Genomic DNA, 15,853 nt, shown 5'->3' on the forward strand with positions numbered 1-15,853 from the left:
CATCCATGACAGATCTTTCCTCCTCTCGCGTCGCAGTCGTCACCGGCGGCGCACGCGGCATTGGCCTGGCCATCGGGCAATGGTTCCTCGCACACGGCCATCGGGTCGCGCTGCTGGACAACGACCACGCCACGCTCGACCTCACCGTGAGCAAGCTCGCGCAACCCGAACGCGTGCTCGGCGTGCACTGCGACGTGTCGGACCCATCGCAGGTCGAGGCCGCCGCCAAGGCCGTGATCGACCGCTTCGCCCGCGTGGACGCGCTCGTCAACAACGCCGGCGTGGCGGTGTTCAAGCGCGTTGCCGAAACCACCTTCGCCGATTGGCGCACGGTGCTGGGCACCAACCTGGACGGCGCCTTCCTGTGCACCCAAGCCTTCGGCGCGCTGATGGTCAAGGCCGGCAGCGGCGCGGTGGTGAACGTGGCGTCGATTTCCGGGCTGCGGGCCAGCACGCTGCGCGTGGCCTACGGCACCAGCAAGGCGGCGCTGATCCACCTGACGAAGCAGTACGCGGTCGAACTCGGCAATGCGGGCGTGCGCGTGAACGTGATCGCGCCCGGTCCGGTCGACACCGAGATGGCCAAGCTGGTCCACAGCGTGGCCATCCGCTCCGACTACTACGACGCCATTCCGCTGGGCCGCTACGGCAGCGTGGAGGAAATGGCCAACACGGTGGGCTTTCTGTGCAGCGACGAAGCCAGCTTCATCAACGGCCAGGTGCTGGCGGTGGACGGCGGCTTCGATGCCGCAGGCGTGGGCCTGCCGACGCTGCGCCGCGGCGCACCTGCGGCACCTGCCGACCACGCATGAGGAGCGGCCAATCATGCGCAACGACACCTTCATCACAGGCTGGGGCCACACGCCCTTCGGCAAGCTCGACGCGGCCGACAGCGAGCAGCTGATCCGCGACGCGGTCGAGCCCGCGCTGGCGACGGCGGGGCTGGAAGCCGGCGACATCGACGGCATCTTCGTGGGCCACTTCAACAGCGGCTTCGTACCGCAGGACTTCAGCGCCTCGCTGGTGGCGCTGGCAGTGCCGGGGCTGCGCCATGTGCCTGCGGTGCGACTGGAAAACGCCTGCGCCACGGGCTCGGCCGCGATCTGGGCCGCACTGGACGCGGTGGCCAGCGGCCGCGTGCGGCATGCGCTGGTGGTGGGCTTCGAAATCATGAACGCGGTGCCCGGCCCGGTCATCGCGCAGACGCTGCTGCGCTGCTCCTACGTGAAGGAAGAAGGCGCCACGCCCTCGGGCTTCGCGGGTGTGTTCGGCAACATCGCCGGCGGTTATTTCGAACGCTTCGGCGACCAGAGCGACGCGCTGGCCGCCATCGCGGCCAAGAACCACGCCAACGGCACGCACAACCCCTATGCGCACATGCGCCGCGACCTGGGCTTCGACTTCTGCCGCAACCCCTCCGACAAGAACCCGTTCGTCGCCGGGCCGCTGAAGCGCTCGGACTGCTCGCTGGTCTCCGACGGCGCGGCGGCGCTGGTCATCTCGGCCGCACCGCTGGCATCGGCGAAGGTGCCCGTGGTGCGCTGGCGCTCGCGCACGCAGGTCAACGACTACCTGCCGCTGTCGCGGCGCGACCCCACGCGCTTCGAGGGTGCGGCGCTCGCGTGGCACCGGGGCCTCGAAGCCGCGCGCCTCACGCTGGACGACCTGGGCTTCGTGGAAACGCACGACTGCTTCACCATCGCCGAACTGCTGGAATACGAGGCGATGGGGCTGGCGCCGCACGGCCAGGGCGCGCGCGCGATCCTCGACGGCGTCACGCGCAAGGACGGCAGGCTGCCGGTGAACCCCTCGGGGGGCCTCAAGTCGCGCGGCCATCCGATCGGCGCGACGGGCGTCTCGCAGCACGTGATGGCCGCCATGCAACTCACCGGGCTGGCCGGCGACATGCAGGTGGGCACGGGCAAGCCGGGCGCGGTCTTCAACATGGGTGGGGCGGCCGTCGCCAACTACCTCAGCGTGCTGGAGGCGGCGTGAGCCAGGCCCATGCGGCGAACCTGTCGGTGCTGCTGTCGCAGACGGCGGCATTGTTTGCGCAGCGCCCCGGCCTGATCCTCGAAGAGCGCAGCTGGACCTGGCGCGAGATCGACGAGCGCGTCGACGCACTGGCGCAGGCGCTGCACGCACTGGGCATGCGGCCGGGCCACAAGCTGCTGGTGCAGTCGCGCAACAACCTCGCGCTGTTCGAAAGCTGCTGGGCCGCGTTCCGGCTGGGTGTGGTCTGGGTGCCGGTCAATTTCCGGCTCACGCCGCCCGAGGTGGCCTACCTGGGCAGCGCCAGCGAAGCGACGGTGATGCTGGCCGAAGACTGCTTCGCGGCCCATGTGGATGCGGTGCGTGGCGCCAGCGCGCACCTTGCGCAGGTCGTCACCATCGGCACGCCGCGACAGGGTGAGCACGGCTACGAGCCGCTGCTGGCCGCGCATGCCGGCGCGCCCAAGGCCGTGGCCGATGTCCAGGCCGATACGCCGGCCTGGTACTTCTACACCTCGGGCACCACCGGCAAGCCCAAGGCGGCCGTGCTCACGCACGGGCAGCTCGCCTTCGTGGTCACCAACCACCTGGCCGACCTGATTCCCGGCACCACGGAGAAAGACTGCTCCATCGCCGTGGCGCCGCTGTCGCACGGCGCGGGCATCCATGCGCTGCTGAACGTGGCGCGCGGCGCGGCCACGGTGCTGCCGCCGTCGGACCGGCTGGAGCCGCGCACCTTCTGGGCGCTGGTCGAGCGGCACCGCGTGAGCAACGTGTTCACCGTGCCGACCATCGTCAAGATGCTGGTGGAAGACGCCTCGGTCGACGAGTTCGACCACCGCTCGCTGCGCTACCTGATCTACGCCGGCGCGCCGATGTACCGCGCCGACCAGAAGCGCGCGCTGCAGAAGCTCGGGCCGGTGCTGGTGCAGTACTTCGGCCTGGGCGAGGTGACCGGCTGCATCACCGTGCTGCCGCCGTCGATGCACTCGCCCGACGATGCAGACGCCAACGCGCACGTCGGTTCGTGCGGCCGGCCGCGCACCGGCATGGAAGTGGCCATCCTCGATGCGCGAATGCAGCGCCTGCCCGCCGGCGAAGTGGGCGAGATCTGCTGCCGGGGCCCGGCCGTGTTCGCGGGCTACTTCAACAACCCCGAGGCCACCGCCAAGGCGTTGCGCGGCGGCTGGTTCCACACCGGCGACCTGGGGCGCATGGACGCACAGGGGCTGCTCTACATCACCGGCCGCGAGTCGGACATGTACATCTCGGGCGGCTCCAACGTCTATCCGCGCGAGGTGGAAGAGATCCTGCTGACCCACCCCGCGGTGCGCGAGGCGGCCGTGCTGGGCGTGCCCGACGCCAAGTGGGGCGAGGTGGGCGTGGCCGTGCTGGTGTGCGGGCACGAGGCGCCGACGCCCGAGGACATCCTGGCCCACCTCGACGGGCGCTGCGCCAGGTACCGCTGGCCGCGGCACGTCTTTTTCTGGGATTCGCTGCCGAAGTCAGGCTACGGCAAGGTCACGAAGAACGAAATACGACGGCTCCTCGCGGAGCGCGGAGAGATCGGGGAGGTCGCCACGCACTGAACCAAGCCCTCCTTTTCCCCCGGACGATCGAATTCAACACAACTACGACATAGAGACAAAGAATGAACATCAACCGCCGTACCGTCCTGCGCACCGCAGCCGCCGCTTCCACCCTCGCGCTCCCGTTGCGCCAGGCCTTGGCCCAGAAGAACGCGTTCAACTACAAGTACGCCAACAACCTGCCCGTCTCGCACCCGATGAACCTGCGGGCCAAGGAGATGGCCGACGCGATCCGCGCCGAGACCCACGGCCAAGTCGACATCCAGATTTTTCCGAACAACCAGCTGGGCTCCGACACCGACGTGCTGAGCCAGCTGCGCTCGGGTGGGGTGGAGTTCTTCACGCTGTCGGGGCTGATTCTGTCGACGCTGGTGCCCTCGGCTTCCATCAGCGGCGTGGGCTTCGCGTTTCCCGACTACGCCAGCGTGTGGAAGGCGATGGACGGCGACCTGGGCAGCCACATCCGCACGCAGATCGCCAAGGCCAACATCGTGGCCATGGACAAGATCTGGGACAACGGCTTTCGGCAGATCACCTCGTCGAGCAAGCCGATCGCGTCGCCGGCCGACCTGAAGGGCTTCAAGATCCGCGTGCCTGTGTCGCCGCTGTGGACGTCGATGTTCAAGGCGCTGGAGGCGGCCCCCACGTCGATCAACTTCGCCGAGGTTTATTCGGCGCTGCAGACCAAGATCGTCGACGGGCAGGAGAACCCGTTGGCCATCATCTCCACCGCCAAGCTGTACGAGGTGCAGAAATATTGCTCCATGAGCAACCACATGTGGGACGGCTTCTGGTTCCTGGCCAACCGCCGCGCCTGGGACAAGATGCCGGCCGACCTGCAGACCATCGTGGCCAAGCACATCAACGCCGCCGGCATGCGGGAGCGCACCGACGTGGCCGAGCTCAATGCCAACCTGCAAAAGGAATTGAGCGCCAAGGGCATGCAGATCAACCAGCCCGACCCCACCGCCTTCCGCGACCAGCTTCGCAAGGCCGGCTTCTACGCCGAGTGGAAGTCGAAATACGGCGATGAAGCCTGGGCACTCCTGGAGCGCAGCACGGGCAAGCTGGCATGAGCGCGCCGCGCCCGGCGGCGCGGCCGCCTGAGCCCCCGACGGGCGGCGCGAGCGGCAACACCCCACCCGTGGGCCCGCACGGCCACGGCGATGCGGCCAACGAGGCGAACCCGGCGTCCTTCACCTCGCGCACGGAGCACGTGCTCGGGGCGCTGGTGGACGGCCTGGCCGCCGCGCTGGTGCTGGCCGACGTGGTCGTGCTGCTGGCCGGCGTGGTCGCCCGCTTCGTGCTGCACCAACCGCTGATCTGGTCGGACGAGCTGGCCTCCATGCTCTTCATCTGGCTGGCGATGCTGGGCGCCGTGGTCGCCCTGCGGCGCGGCGAGCACATGCGCATGACCGCGATGGTGTCCAAGCTGCCGCCGCAGCGCCGCCGGCTGGCGGAGGCCATTGCGCTGTACGCCGCGCTGGCCTTCCTGGCGATGGTGGCGTGGCCGGCCTGGGAATACGCATCGGACGAACGCTTCATCACCACCCCGGCGCTCGACATCTCCAACGCCTGGCGCGCCGCGGCGCTGCCCGTGGGCGTGGTGCTGATGGGCATGTTCGCGGTGCTGCGGCTGTTTCGCGACTTCGACTGGAAGACCTCGACCAAGGCCTTTGCCGTGGTCGCCACGCTGATCGTCGCCTTCACGCTGGGCCGCGCGGTGTTCGAAGACCTGGGCCGACTGAACCTGCTGGTCTTCTTCGTGGGCGTGGTGCTGGTCTGCGTGCTCTGCGGCATTCCGATCGCATTCGCGTTTGGCCTGGGCACCTTCGGCTACCTGGCGCTGACCACCGACACCGCGCTGCCCGTGATCATCGGGCGCATGGACGAGGGCATGTCGCACCTCATCCTGCTGGCGGTGCCGCTGTTCGTGTTTCTCGGGCTGCTGATCGAGATGACGGGCATGGCGAAGGCGATGGTCGCGTTCCTGGCCAGCCTGCTGGGGCATGTGAAGGGCGGCCTGTCTTATGTGCTGGTCGGCGCGATGTACCTGGTGTCGGGCATCTCGGGCTCGAAGGCGGCGGACATGGCCGCCATTGCGCCTGCGCTGTTTCCGGAGATGAAGAAGCGCGGCGCCGACGAAGGCGAACTGGTGGCGTTGCTCGCGGCCACCGGTGCGCAGACGGAAACCGTGCCGCCGAGCCTGGTGCTCATCACCATCGGCTCGGTCACGGGCGTGTCGATCGCGGCGCTGTTCACCGGCGGGCTGCTGCCGGCGGTGATCCTGGGGCTGATGCTGTGCGTGGTGGTGTTCATGCGCAACCGCCATGAGGACCTCAGCCAGGTCGCGCGGCCGCCGTGGAAACAGGTGATGCGGCTGGCCCTGGTGGCGCTGCCGGCGCTGGCGCTGCCCTTCGTCATCCGCGCGGCCGTGGTCGAGGGCGTGGCCACGGCGACGGAGGTGTCGACCATCGGCATCGTCTACGCGGTGGTGGCGGGGCTGGTGGTGTACCGGCAGTTCGACTGGCGGCGGCTGGGGCCGATGCTGGTGGCCACCGCGTCGCTCTCGGGCGCCATTCTGCTGATCATCGGCACCGCCACGGCCATGGCCTGGGGGCTGACGCAATCGGGCTTCTCGCGCTGGCTGGCCGAAGCCATGGCCAGCCTGCCGGGCGGCGCGCCGATGTTCCTGGCGGTGTCGCTGGTCACCTTCGTGGTGCTGGGTTCAGTGCTCGAGGGCATACCTGCCATCGTGCTGTTCGGACCGCTGCTGTTTCCCATCGCGCGCCAGTTGGGCATCCACGAGGTGCACTACGCGATGGTGGTGGTGCTGTCGATGGGGCTGGGCCTGTTCGCGCCGCCGCTGGGCGTGGGCTACTACGCGGCCTGCGCCATCGGGCGGGTACGGCCGGACGCGGGCATCCGGCCCATCGTCGGCTACATGCTGGCGTTGCTGGTCGGCACCATCGCGGTGGCGGCCATTCCGTGGCTGTCGATCGGGTTCCTCTGATTCGAAGCCCGGCCGGGATTGCTCAGGCGAGCTTCCCGGTCGGTGCCGGCGGGAACCAATGCGGCAGGTGCGGCACCGCGTCGTGCAGCGACTCGAGCACATGGAACGCCTGGCCGGTGATCGCCTCGGGCGGATGCTTGAGGTCGGGCACCACCACGACCCGCAGGCCCGCCGCGAGCGCCGACTTGGCGCCGTTCTCGCTGTCCTCGAAGGCGATGCAGTCGGCCGGGGCCACGCCCAGCCGCTCGGCCGCGAGCAGATAGAGCGCTGGGTCGGGCTTGGCGCGCGCCACTTCGTCGCCGCCCGCGAAGGCCGAGAAATGGTGCAGCAGGCCCAGGCTGCCGAGGCAGGCTTCGATCTGCTTTCGCGTGGACGACGAGGCCACGGCGCAGCGGATGCCGCGCTCGCGCAGGGCGCTCAGGAATTCGGCCGCGCCGGGCTTGATCGGAAAAAGCGGCGAGCCGTCCGCGCGCTCGAGCTGCAGATACCGGCGCACATGCTCGATGGCGTGGCGGTAGGCCTCGGGGCCGCCCAGCAGCGACGCGAGGATCTGCTCGGACTCCACGGTGGAGAGCCCCACGACCTGCAGGTACTGGCTGTGCGAAAGCTCGATGTCGAGCGTGCGGGCCGCCTCGATCCAGGCGGCCATGATGGGGCGCTCCGAATCGATGAGCAGCCCGTCCATGTCGAAGATGGCGGCGGCAAACATCGGCGAATCCTAAGCCAGTGCGCCAACCGTTGCGCCAGAAATGGGAAAGGGGCCCGCAGGCCCCTTTTCGGAAAGAACGGCGAAGAGCGCCGGTCCGCCGGTCAGTCGCGCGCCAGCGCCCGGTTCAGGCCCAGCGCGGCCAGGGTGGCAACGGCACCCGACAGCAGGTAGACGCTGACGTAGGCCAGGCCGAAGTGGGCCGACAGGCCCAGGGCGACCAGCGGTGCGAACGCCGCGCCGATCAGCCAGGCCACGTCGGCCGTCAGCGCTGCACCAACGTAGCGGTACTTGGGCGCGAAGTTCGAGGTCACGGCGCCGGCCGCCTGGCCGTACGACAGGCCCAGGATCACGAAGCCCACCAGGATGAAGATGTCCTGGCCCACGCGGCCACCGTCGAGCAGCGTGGGGGCAAAGCCGCTGAACGCCGCGATCACGGCGGCCAGGCCGCCCAGCGTGAAGCGGCGGCCGATGCGGTCGGCCAGCAGACCCGAGGCCACGATGCCGGCGGCGCCAAGCACCGCGCCGACCATCTGCACCACCAGGAATTCGGTGACCGACTGGTCCGAGTACAGCGTGATCCACGACAGCGGGAACACGGTGATCAGGTGGAACAGCGCGTAGCTGGCCAGCGCGGCGAACGCGCCGATCAGGATGTTGGTGCCCTGCGAGCCGACCAGTTCGGTCACGCTCGTGGGTTCCAGTTCGCGCTCTTCGAGCAGGCGCGAGTATTCGTCGGTGGCCACGAGGCGCAGGCGGGCGAACAGCGCCACCACGTTGATCGCGAAGGCCACGTAGAAGCTGTAGCGCCAGCCCCAGTCGAGGAAGTCTTCGCTCGGCAGGCTCGAGTACAGGTAGGCGAACAGTGCGCTGGCAATGAAGAAGCCGATGGGCGCGCCCAACTGACCCAGCATGGCGTACCAGCCGCGGCGGTTGGCCGGCGCGTTCAGCGCCAGCAGCGACGGCAGGCCGTCCCACGAACCGCCCAGCGCCAAGCCCTGGCCGAAGCGGAACACCGACAGCAGCACGATGGCCGTGAAGCCAAGGCTGGCGTAGCCCGGCAGGAAGGCGATGCCGGCGGTGGACGTGCCGAGCACGAAAAGCGCCAGGGTCAGCTTGGCTTCTCGCCCGAAACGTCGCTGGATGGCCATCGAGATGACAGTTCCGAACGGACGCGCGATGAAGGCGAACGAGAAAATCAGGAAAGAGTAGAGAACACCTTCAAGATGTTGCTCGAACGGGAAGAAAACCGCAGGAAACACCAGCACCGAGGCGATGCCGTAGACGAAAAAGTCAAAATATTCGGATGCGCGGCCGATGACCACGCCGACCGCGATTTCGCCGGGGGCGATGTGCGAGTGGTCGTCACCCTGCCGGGCGCCGATTTCGGGCGAGTTCGGCAGCGGCTGGGCGCCTTGCGGACTGATGCTGGACGTCGTCATTGCTTCTGTAATTCGGGTGTCACCTCGGGAAGTGACACATAGGATCATGGACAGCCTATAGGGTCTCACCGAAACACATTTACCGCCATAGGACAAAACGTCCAATAGGCGAAACCCGTCTTCGAGCGTAGATTGTGGGGTCTTTTTGCGTCGCCCCCGCACCTCTTTTCCCCCGGCATGCACATCCTCAAGAACCTTCGCCGATCGCTCCTGCTGCTCCCCGCCATCCTCCTGGCGGGCTGTAACACGGTGCTGATGAACCCTTCCGGCGACATCGCCAATCAGCAAGGACGCCTGATCGTCGTCTCGACCGTGCTGATGCTGATCATCATCATCCCGGTGATCGCGCTGACCATCTTCTTCGCCTGGCGCTACCGCCAGTCGAACAAGGAAGCGACCTACAGCCCCGACTGGGACCACTCGACCCAGCTCGAACTGGCGATCTGGGCGGCGCCGCTGCTGATCATCATTGCGTTGGGCGCGATCACCTGGATCAGCACCCACGTGCTCGACCCCTACCAGCCGCTGCGTCGCCTCGACGCGCAGCGCCCGATTCCCGCGGACACCAAGCCGCTGGTGGTCGAAGTGGTGGCGCTCGACTGGAAGTGGCTCTTCATCTACCCCGAGCAGGGCATCGCCACGGTGAACGAGCTGGCCGCCCCGGTGGACCGCCCGATCAGCTTCAAGATCACGGCCTCCTCGGTCATGAACTCCTTCTTCATCCCCGCGCTGGCCGGCCAGATCTACGCCATGCCGGGCATGGAGACCAAGCTGCACGCGGTCATCAACAAGCCGGGCGAGTTCGAAGGCTTCTCCGCCAACTACAGCGGCGCCGGCTTCTCGGGCATGCGCTTCAAGTTCCACGGCCTGAGCGACGGCGACTTCGACCAGTGGGTCCAGAAGGTCAAGGCCGGCAAGGACGGCGAACTCACCCGCGACCTCTACAAGAAGCTCGAAGCGCCGAGCGAACGCGAGCCCGTGCGCCACTACGCCGCCGTGGACCCCGCCCTGTACGACGCCATCCTGAACCTGTGCGTGGACCGCAACAAGATGTGCATGAAGGAAATGATGGCCATCGACGCCGACGGCGGCATGGGCAAGCCCGGCGCATTCAACGTTGCCACCAAGCAGGCCTGGCTGACCGATTCCCTCGACACGCCCAAGCGCAAGTACGTCACCGCGATGTGCACCACCGAAGAATAAGATGTTGCAGAACCTAGACCTGACGAAGCTCGTCTTCGGCCGCCTCACCTGGGAGGCGATTCCCTACCACGAGCCGATCCTGCTCGCGACCTTTGCGGGCGTGATCCTGGGCGGCATCGCCGTCCTCGGCGCCATCACCTACTTCAAGCTGTGGGGCATGCTGTGGCGCGACTGGATCACCAGCATCGACCACAAGAAGATCGGCATCATGTACATCATCCTGGGCCTGGTGATGCTGCTGCGCGGCTTCGCCGACGCCCTGATGATGCGGGCCCAGCAGGCCTTCGCCTTCGGCGACAACGCGGGCTTTCTGCCGCCGCACCACTACGACCAGATCTTCACCGCCCACGGCGTGATCATGATCTTCTTCGTGGCGATGCCGCTGGTCACGGGCCTCATGAACTTCGTGGTGCCGTTGCAGATCGGCGCACGCGACGTGGCCTTCCCGTTCCTGAACAACTTCAGCTTCTGGATGACCACCTTCGGCGCCGGCCTCGTGATGGCGTCGCTGTTCGTCGGCGAATTCGCCAAGACCGGCTGGCTGGCCTACCCGCCGCTGTCGGGCATTCTCTACAGCCCCGACGTGGGGGTCGACTACTACATATGGTCATTGCAGATAGCGGGGGTAGGTACCTTGCTCTCTGGCGTGAACCTGCTGGCGACCATCGTGAAGATGCGCGCCCCGGGCATGACCATGATGAAGATGCCCGTCTTCACCTGGACCGCCCTGTGCACCAACGTGCTGATCGTCGCTGCCTTCCCGGTGCTGACCGCCGTGCTGGCCCTGCTGTCGCTCGACCGCTACGCAGGCACCAACTTCTTCACGAACGACATGGGCGGCAACGCCATGATGTACGTGAACCTGATCTGGATCTGGGGCCACCCCGAGGTGTACATCCTGATCCTGCCGGCCTTCGGCATCTTCTCGGAAGTGGTCTCCACCTTCTCCGGCAAGCGCCTCTTCGGCTACGCCTCGATGGTGTACGCCACGGTCGTGATCACCATCCTGTCGTACCTCGTCTGGCTGCACCACTTCTTCACCATGGGCTCCGGCGCCAGCGTGAACTCGTTCTTCGGCATCACGACGATGATCATCTCGATCCCGACAGGGGCGAAGATCTTCAACTGGCTCTTCACCATGTACCGCGGCCGCATCCGTTTCGAGCTGCCCATGATGTGGACCATCGGCTTCATGATCACCTTCGTGATCGGCGGCATGACCGGCGTGCTGCTGGCCGTTCCCCCGGCCGACTTCGTGCTGCACAACAGCCTGTTCCTGATCGCCCACTTCCACAACGTGATCATCGGCGGCGTGCTGTTCGGCATGCTGGCAGGCATCACCTACTGGTTCCCGAAGGCCTTCGGCTACAAGCTCGATCCGTTCTGGGGCAAGTGCTCGTTCTGGTTCTGGATCGTCGGCTTCTGGTTCGCCTTCATGCCGCTGTACATCCTGGGCCTGATGGGCGTGACCCGCCGCATGAGCCACTTCCAGGACATGTCGCTGCAGATCTGGTTCCAGGTCGCCGCCTTCGGCGCCGTGCTGATCGCGCTGGGCATCGCCTCGTTCATCATCCAGCTGGTGGTGAGCTTCATCCGCCGCGAATCGCTGCGCGACACCACGGGCGACCCGTGGAACGGCCGCACGCTCGAGTGGTCGACCTCGTCGCCCCCGCCTGCCTACAACTTCGCGTTCACGCCGCGCGTGCATGACAACGACGCATGGTCCGACATGAAGGCCCGCGGCTACCAGCGTCCGCTGGACGGCTTCAGCCCCATCCACATGCCCAAGAACACGGCGGCCGGCTTCATCATCGCGGCGCTGGCTGCGGGTTGCGGCTTCGCCCTGATCTGGCAGATGTGGCTCGTGGCAGGCCTCGGCTTCGCGGCCATGCTCGCCGCCGTGATCATCCATACCTTCAATTACAAGCGCGACTATCACATCCCCACGGAAGAAGTCGTTAGCACCGAAGACGCGCGCACGCGCCTCCTGGCTGCCCATGTCTAATACCACCGCTCTTTCCGCCGGCACCGCCGGCCACACCGGGAACGCTCCGGCGTTCGAGGTCTTCAACGTCCGCAACGAAGACCACCACCCCGAAAACGGCACGCTGCTCGGGTTCTGGCTCTACCTGATGAGCGACTGCCTCATCTTCGCCTGCCTGTTCGCGGTGTACGGCGTGCTGGGCCGCAGCTACGCGGCCGGCCCCTCGGGCGCCGACCTGTTCGACCTGCCGCTGGTGGCGATCAACACCTCGCTGCTGCTGCTGTCGTCCATCACCTACGGCTTTGCCGTGCTCGAGATGCAGAAGCGCCGCATGCGCACCATGCTCGTGTGGCTGGCCATCACCGGCCTGCTGGGCGCGGGCTTCATCGGCCTGGAGCTGTACGAGTTCGCGCACCTGATCCATGAAGGCGCGGGCCCGCAACGCAGCGCCTTCCTGTCGTCGTTCTTCGCGCTGGTGGGCACCCACGGCCTGCACGTGACCTTCGGCATCGTCTGGCTCATCGTGCTGATGATCCAGCTGCCCAAGCATGGCTTCACCGCTGCCAACCGCCGCCGCCTGATGTGCCTGTCGATGTTCTGGCACTTTCTGGACGTGGTCTGGATCGGCGTCTTCACCTTCGTGTACCTGATGGGATCGCTGCAATGAGCGCGCACACCGAAACCGCCGGCCACGGCGCCCACGGCCATGACGACCACGACGATGGTCCCGTGAGCCACAGCACCTTCAAGGGCTACATGACCGGCTTCGTGCTGGCCGTGATCCTCACCGCCCTTCCGTTCTGGCTCGTGATGGGCAAGGTCTTCGACAAGCCCAACACCACCGCCCTCGTCATCCTGGCCTTCGCCGTGGTGCAGATCGTGGTGCACATGGTGTACTTCCTGCACATGGACGCCAAGTCCGAAGGCGGCTGGAACATGCTGGCGCTGATCTTCACGCTCGTGCTCGTGGTCATCACGCTGGCCGGTTCGCTGTGGGTCATGTACCACATGAACACCAACATGATGCCGGTGATGATGCACGACATGAAGAACATGCCTTGACGCCCTCGCCGCCAGACCGCACCCACAGCCCACTCCCCCCCACAGCCACAGGCCGCCGGCGCTCCGCGGCCGGGCTGGTGGCACTGGCGGTCTTCGCGGCGGCGGCCTTTGCCGGGTTCTTCGCACTCGGCACCTGGCAGGTCGAGCGCAGGGCCTGGAAGCTCGATCTCATTGCCCGCGTCGACCAGCGGGTGCATGCCCCGGCCGCCACGGCCCCCGGGCGGGACAGCTGGCCGCAGATCAATGCGGCCGACGACGAATACCGGCAACTGCGCATCGCCGGCACCTTCCTCAACGACAAAGAGACCCTGGTCCAGGCCAGCACCCGGCTCGGTGCCGGCTTCTGGGTGCTGACGCCGCTGCAGGCCGACGACGGCACCGTCGTGCTGGTCAACCGCGGCTTCGTGCCGCCCGAGGCGCGCGACCGCACAGCCCGCACCGCGCCCGAACCGAAGGGCGAGACCACCGTCACCGGCCTGCTGCGCATCACCGAACCCAAGGGCGGCTTCCTGCGCAAGAACGACCCGACGGCCGACCGCTGGTTCTCGCGCGATGTGCAGGCGATTGCCTCGGCACGCGGCCTGCGCGACGTGGCGCCCTACTTCATCGACGCCGCGGCTGCCCCTTCACCTTCATCGAACAACGGCGATGCCGCCCCCGCCTGGCCCGCCGGCGGGCTGACGGTCATCGCCTTCCCCAACAGCCACCTCGTCTACGCCCTGACCTGGTACGGGCTGGCGCTGATGGTGCTGGGCGCGAGTTGGTTCGTGTGGCGCGACGAGCGGCGCCGGCGGGGCCCGAACGGCGGCAATGGCGGCAGCGACGAAAATGCAGCCCATGCCGACGCCAGCCGCCCCACCCAAGATGCCCGCCGCGACTGAGGCCGTCGCGATCGCGGGGGAACTGCACGCGCCCCGCGCCGGGGTCGCGAGCCTGGACAACGCCACCGGCCACAAGAACATGCAGCAGCTGATCCAGCTGCGCTGGTTCGCGGTGGTCGGGCAGGTCGTCACCATCCTGGTCGTGCACTACGGCTTCGGCATCCGCCTGCCGCTGGACCACATGCTGCAGGTGCTGACCTGCCTGGCGCTCTTCAACGTGGTGAGCCTGCTGCGCTCGCGCACCCACCGCCGCGTGACCAATGGCGAGCTGTTCCTCGCGCTGCTGGTCGACGTGGCCATGCTCACGGCCCAGCTCTACCTGAGCGGCGGCGCCACCAACCCCTTCGTGTTTCTCTACCTGCTGCAGGTGATCCTGGGCGCGGTGCTGCTGAAGGCCTGGTCGACCTGGACCATCGTGGTGGTCACCAGCTTCTGCTTTGCGCTGCTGGCGCTGTTCTCGCGCCCGCTCGCGCTGCCGCTGGACCACGACCGCGGCCTCTGGAGCCCCTATATCCAGGGCATGCTGATCTGCTTTGCGCTCAATGCGGCGCTGCTGGTCATCTTCATCACCCGCATCAGCGGCAACCTGCGCGCGCGCGACGCACGGCTGGCCGACCTGCGCCAGCGCGCCTCCGAAGAAGAACACATCGTGCGCATGGGCCTGCTGGCCTCGGGCGCTGCACATGAACTGGGCACGCCGCTCGCCACGCTGGCAGTGATCCTGGGCGACTGGCGCCGGCTGCCGCACTTCAGCTCCGACCCCGAGTTGCTGACCGAGGTGGCCGAGATGGAACTGCAGATCCAGCGCTGCAAGAGCATCGTGAGCGGCATCCTGCTGTCGGCCGGCGAAGCGCGCGGCGAGTCGTCCGAAGAAACCACGGTCAGCACCTTCCTGGACGACCTCGTCGAAGAATGGCGCACCACGCGCCCGGTCGAAGACTTCGACTACGAGAACCGCTTCGGCCACGACCTGCCCATGGTGTCCGACTCGGCGCTCAAGCAGATGATCTGCAACGTGCTGGACAATGCCCTGGAGGCTTCGCCGCACTGGCTGCGCCTCGAAGCGGCACATGACGGCGACGCGCTGACCATCACCGTGAGCGACGCCGGCCCCGGCTTCCTGCCGGGCATCCTCAAGGAATTCGGCAAGCCCTACCAGTCGAGCAAGGGCCGCCCCGGTGGCGGGCTCGGCCTGTTCCTGGTCGTCAATGTGGCGCGCACCGTGGGTGGCCGCGTGGCCGCGGGCAACCGGCCCGAAGGCGGCGCCATCGTGAAGATCACGCTGCCACTGGCGGCCATCGTGCTTGAAGAGGAAGAGGACGAAGAAGAGGAAGAAGACGGGGACGTGGAAAGCGAGACCATCGAAGTGGAAGGCCATGACCGAAACCGAAGCTGAGCGCCAGTTGCTGATCGTCGAGGACGACGACGCCTTCGCGCGCACGCTCGGCCGCTCCTTCGAGCGCCGGGGCTACACGGTCACGCATGCGAGCAACCTCGAAGAGGTCGAGACGCTGCTCGAAACCCGTTCCCCAGGCTATGCCGTGGTCGACCTCAAGCTCAACGGCGAGGCCTCGGGCCTGGCCTGCGTGCAGATGCTGCACCGTCACAACCCCAAGACGCTGATCGTGGTGCTGACCGGCTTCGCCAGCATCGCCACCGCCGTCGAGGCCATCAAGCTCGGCGCCTGCCACTACCTGGCCAAGCCCTCGAACACCGACGACATCGAGGCCGCCTTCGGCCGCGCCATCGGCACCACCGAGGTCGAGCTGACCAACCGCTCGACCTCGATCAAGACGCTCGAATGGGAGCGCATCCACGAGACGCTGGCCGAGACCGGCTTCAACATTTCCGAAACCGCGCGCAGGCTCGGCATGCACCGGCGCACGCTGGCGCGCAAGCTGGGCAAGCAGCAGGTCAAGTAAGCAGGCTTGTTTATCGGCAGCAATGACCCGCAAGTCCTTGATCGCAGGCTGGTCAAGCA

General features: G+C 67.2%; 14 protein-coding genes. 12 read left to right on the top strand and 2 right to left on the bottom strand.

Annotated elements, in window-relative coordinates; genetic code table 11:
• Positions 1–5: 5 nt before the first annotated feature.
• The 5 genes from ACGLHS_RS08725 (at position 6) to ACGLHS_RS08745 (ending at position 6,594) form a co-directional block, all read left to right on the top strand.
• Positions 6–812 carry an SDR family NAD(P)-dependent oxidoreductase gene (locus tag ACGLHS_RS08725; RefSeq protein ID WP_394478809.1) on the top strand — a complete coding sequence of 269 codons (807 nt, stop codon included), beginning with the start codon at positions 6–8 and terminating at the stop codon, positions 810–812.
• A gap of 13 nt (positions 813–825) precedes the next feature.
• A complete protein-coding gene (locus tag ACGLHS_RS08730) occupies positions 826–1,995 on the top strand; it encodes an acetyl-CoA acetyltransferase (protein ID WP_394478811.1) in 1,170 nt (389 codons plus the stop codon).
• Positions 1,992–3,581, top strand: coding sequence for an acyl-CoA synthetase (locus ACGLHS_RS08735; protein WP_394478813.1), 1,590 nt, complete (start codon positions 1,992–1,994; stop codon positions 3,579–3,581). Before ACGLHS_RS08730 ends, ACGLHS_RS08735 begins: the two co-directional genes overlap by 4 nt.
• A 62-nt stretch (positions 3,582–3,643) precedes the next feature.
• Positions 3,644–4,657 carry a TRAP transporter substrate-binding protein gene (locus ACGLHS_RS08740; RefSeq protein WP_394478815.1) on the top strand — a complete coding sequence of 338 codons (1,014 nt, stop codon included), beginning with the start codon at positions 3,644–3,646 and terminating at the stop codon, positions 4,655–4,657.
• Positions 4,654–6,594 carry a TRAP transporter large permease subunit gene (locus ACGLHS_RS08745; protein WP_394478817.1) on the top strand — a complete coding sequence of 647 codons (1,941 nt, stop codon included), beginning with the start codon at positions 4,654–4,656 and terminating at the stop codon, positions 6,592–6,594. The genes ACGLHS_RS08740 and ACGLHS_RS08745 overlap by 4 nt, the downstream gene beginning before the upstream one ends.
• A 22-nt stretch (positions 6,595–6,616) precedes the next feature.
• Here the strand turns inward: ACGLHS_RS08745 and ACGLHS_RS08750 are convergent, their stop codons facing one another.
• Positions 6,617–7,303 (bottom strand): HAD family hydrolase, encoded by a 687-nt coding sequence (locus tag ACGLHS_RS08750; RefSeq protein ID WP_394478819.1) that lies wholly within the window; start codon positions 7,301–7,303, stop codon positions 6,617–6,619.
• Between the two features lie 101 nt (positions 7,304–7,404).
• Complete coding sequence (locus ACGLHS_RS08755; protein ID WP_093238195.1) at positions 7,405–8,742, bottom strand: MFS transporter; 1,338 nt, start codon at positions 8,740–8,742, stop codon at positions 7,405–7,407.
• 177 nt (positions 8,743–8,919) lie between these two features.
• Between ACGLHS_RS08755 and cyoA the strand changes: the two genes are divergently transcribed.
• From cyoA to ACGLHS_RS08790, 7 genes are read left to right on the top strand one after another with little or no spacing between them, the layout of a single operon-like run.
• Entirely contained in the window at positions 8,920–9,945 is a 1,026-nt protein-coding gene (cyoA, locus tag ACGLHS_RS08760) for a ubiquinol oxidase subunit II (protein WP_093238193.1), read from the top strand.
• A 1-nt stretch (position 9,946) separates the two neighbouring features.
• Positions 9,947–11,950, top strand: a complete 2,004-nt coding sequence (cyoB, locus tag ACGLHS_RS08765) for a cytochrome o ubiquinol oxidase subunit I (protein ID WP_093238192.1) — start codon at positions 9,947–9,949, stop codon at positions 11,948–11,950.
• Positions 11,943–12,596, top strand: a complete 654-nt coding sequence (cyoC, locus tag ACGLHS_RS08770; RefSeq protein WP_093238190.1) for a cytochrome o ubiquinol oxidase subunit III — start codon at positions 11,943–11,945, stop codon at positions 12,594–12,596. The genes cyoB and cyoC overlap by 8 nt, the downstream gene beginning before the upstream one ends.
• Positions 12,593–12,991: a cytochrome o ubiquinol oxidase subunit IV gene (gene cyoD, locus ACGLHS_RS08775; protein ID WP_093238189.1), complete on the top strand. Its 399-nt coding sequence runs from the start codon at positions 12,593–12,595 to the stop codon at positions 12,989–12,991. Before cyoC ends, cyoD begins: the two co-directional genes overlap by 4 nt.
• Positions 12,988–13,872, top strand: coding sequence for an SURF1 family protein (locus tag ACGLHS_RS08780; protein ID WP_394478823.1), 885 nt, complete (start codon positions 12,988–12,990; stop codon positions 13,870–13,872). Before cyoD ends, ACGLHS_RS08780 begins: the two co-directional genes overlap by 4 nt.
• Positions 13,856–15,268 carry an ATP-binding protein gene (locus ACGLHS_RS08785; RefSeq protein WP_093238186.1) on the top strand — a complete coding sequence of 471 codons (1,413 nt, stop codon included), beginning with the start codon at positions 13,856–13,858 and terminating at the stop codon, positions 15,266–15,268. The genes ACGLHS_RS08780 and ACGLHS_RS08785 overlap by 17 nt, the downstream gene beginning before the upstream one ends.
• A complete protein-coding gene (locus ACGLHS_RS08790) occupies positions 15,249–15,794 on the top strand; it encodes a response regulator transcription factor (RefSeq protein ID WP_093238184.1) in 546 nt (181 codons plus the stop codon). Before ACGLHS_RS08785 ends, ACGLHS_RS08790 begins: the two co-directional genes overlap by 20 nt.
• The last annotated feature ends 59 nt before the right edge of the window (positions 15,795–15,853 follow it).

Source organism: Variovorax sp. VaC1, from assembly GCF_043658315.1.
In the GTDB taxonomy this organism is placed as follows: domain Bacteria; phylum Pseudomonadota; class Gammaproteobacteria; order Burkholderiales; family Burkholderiaceae_C; genus Variovorax.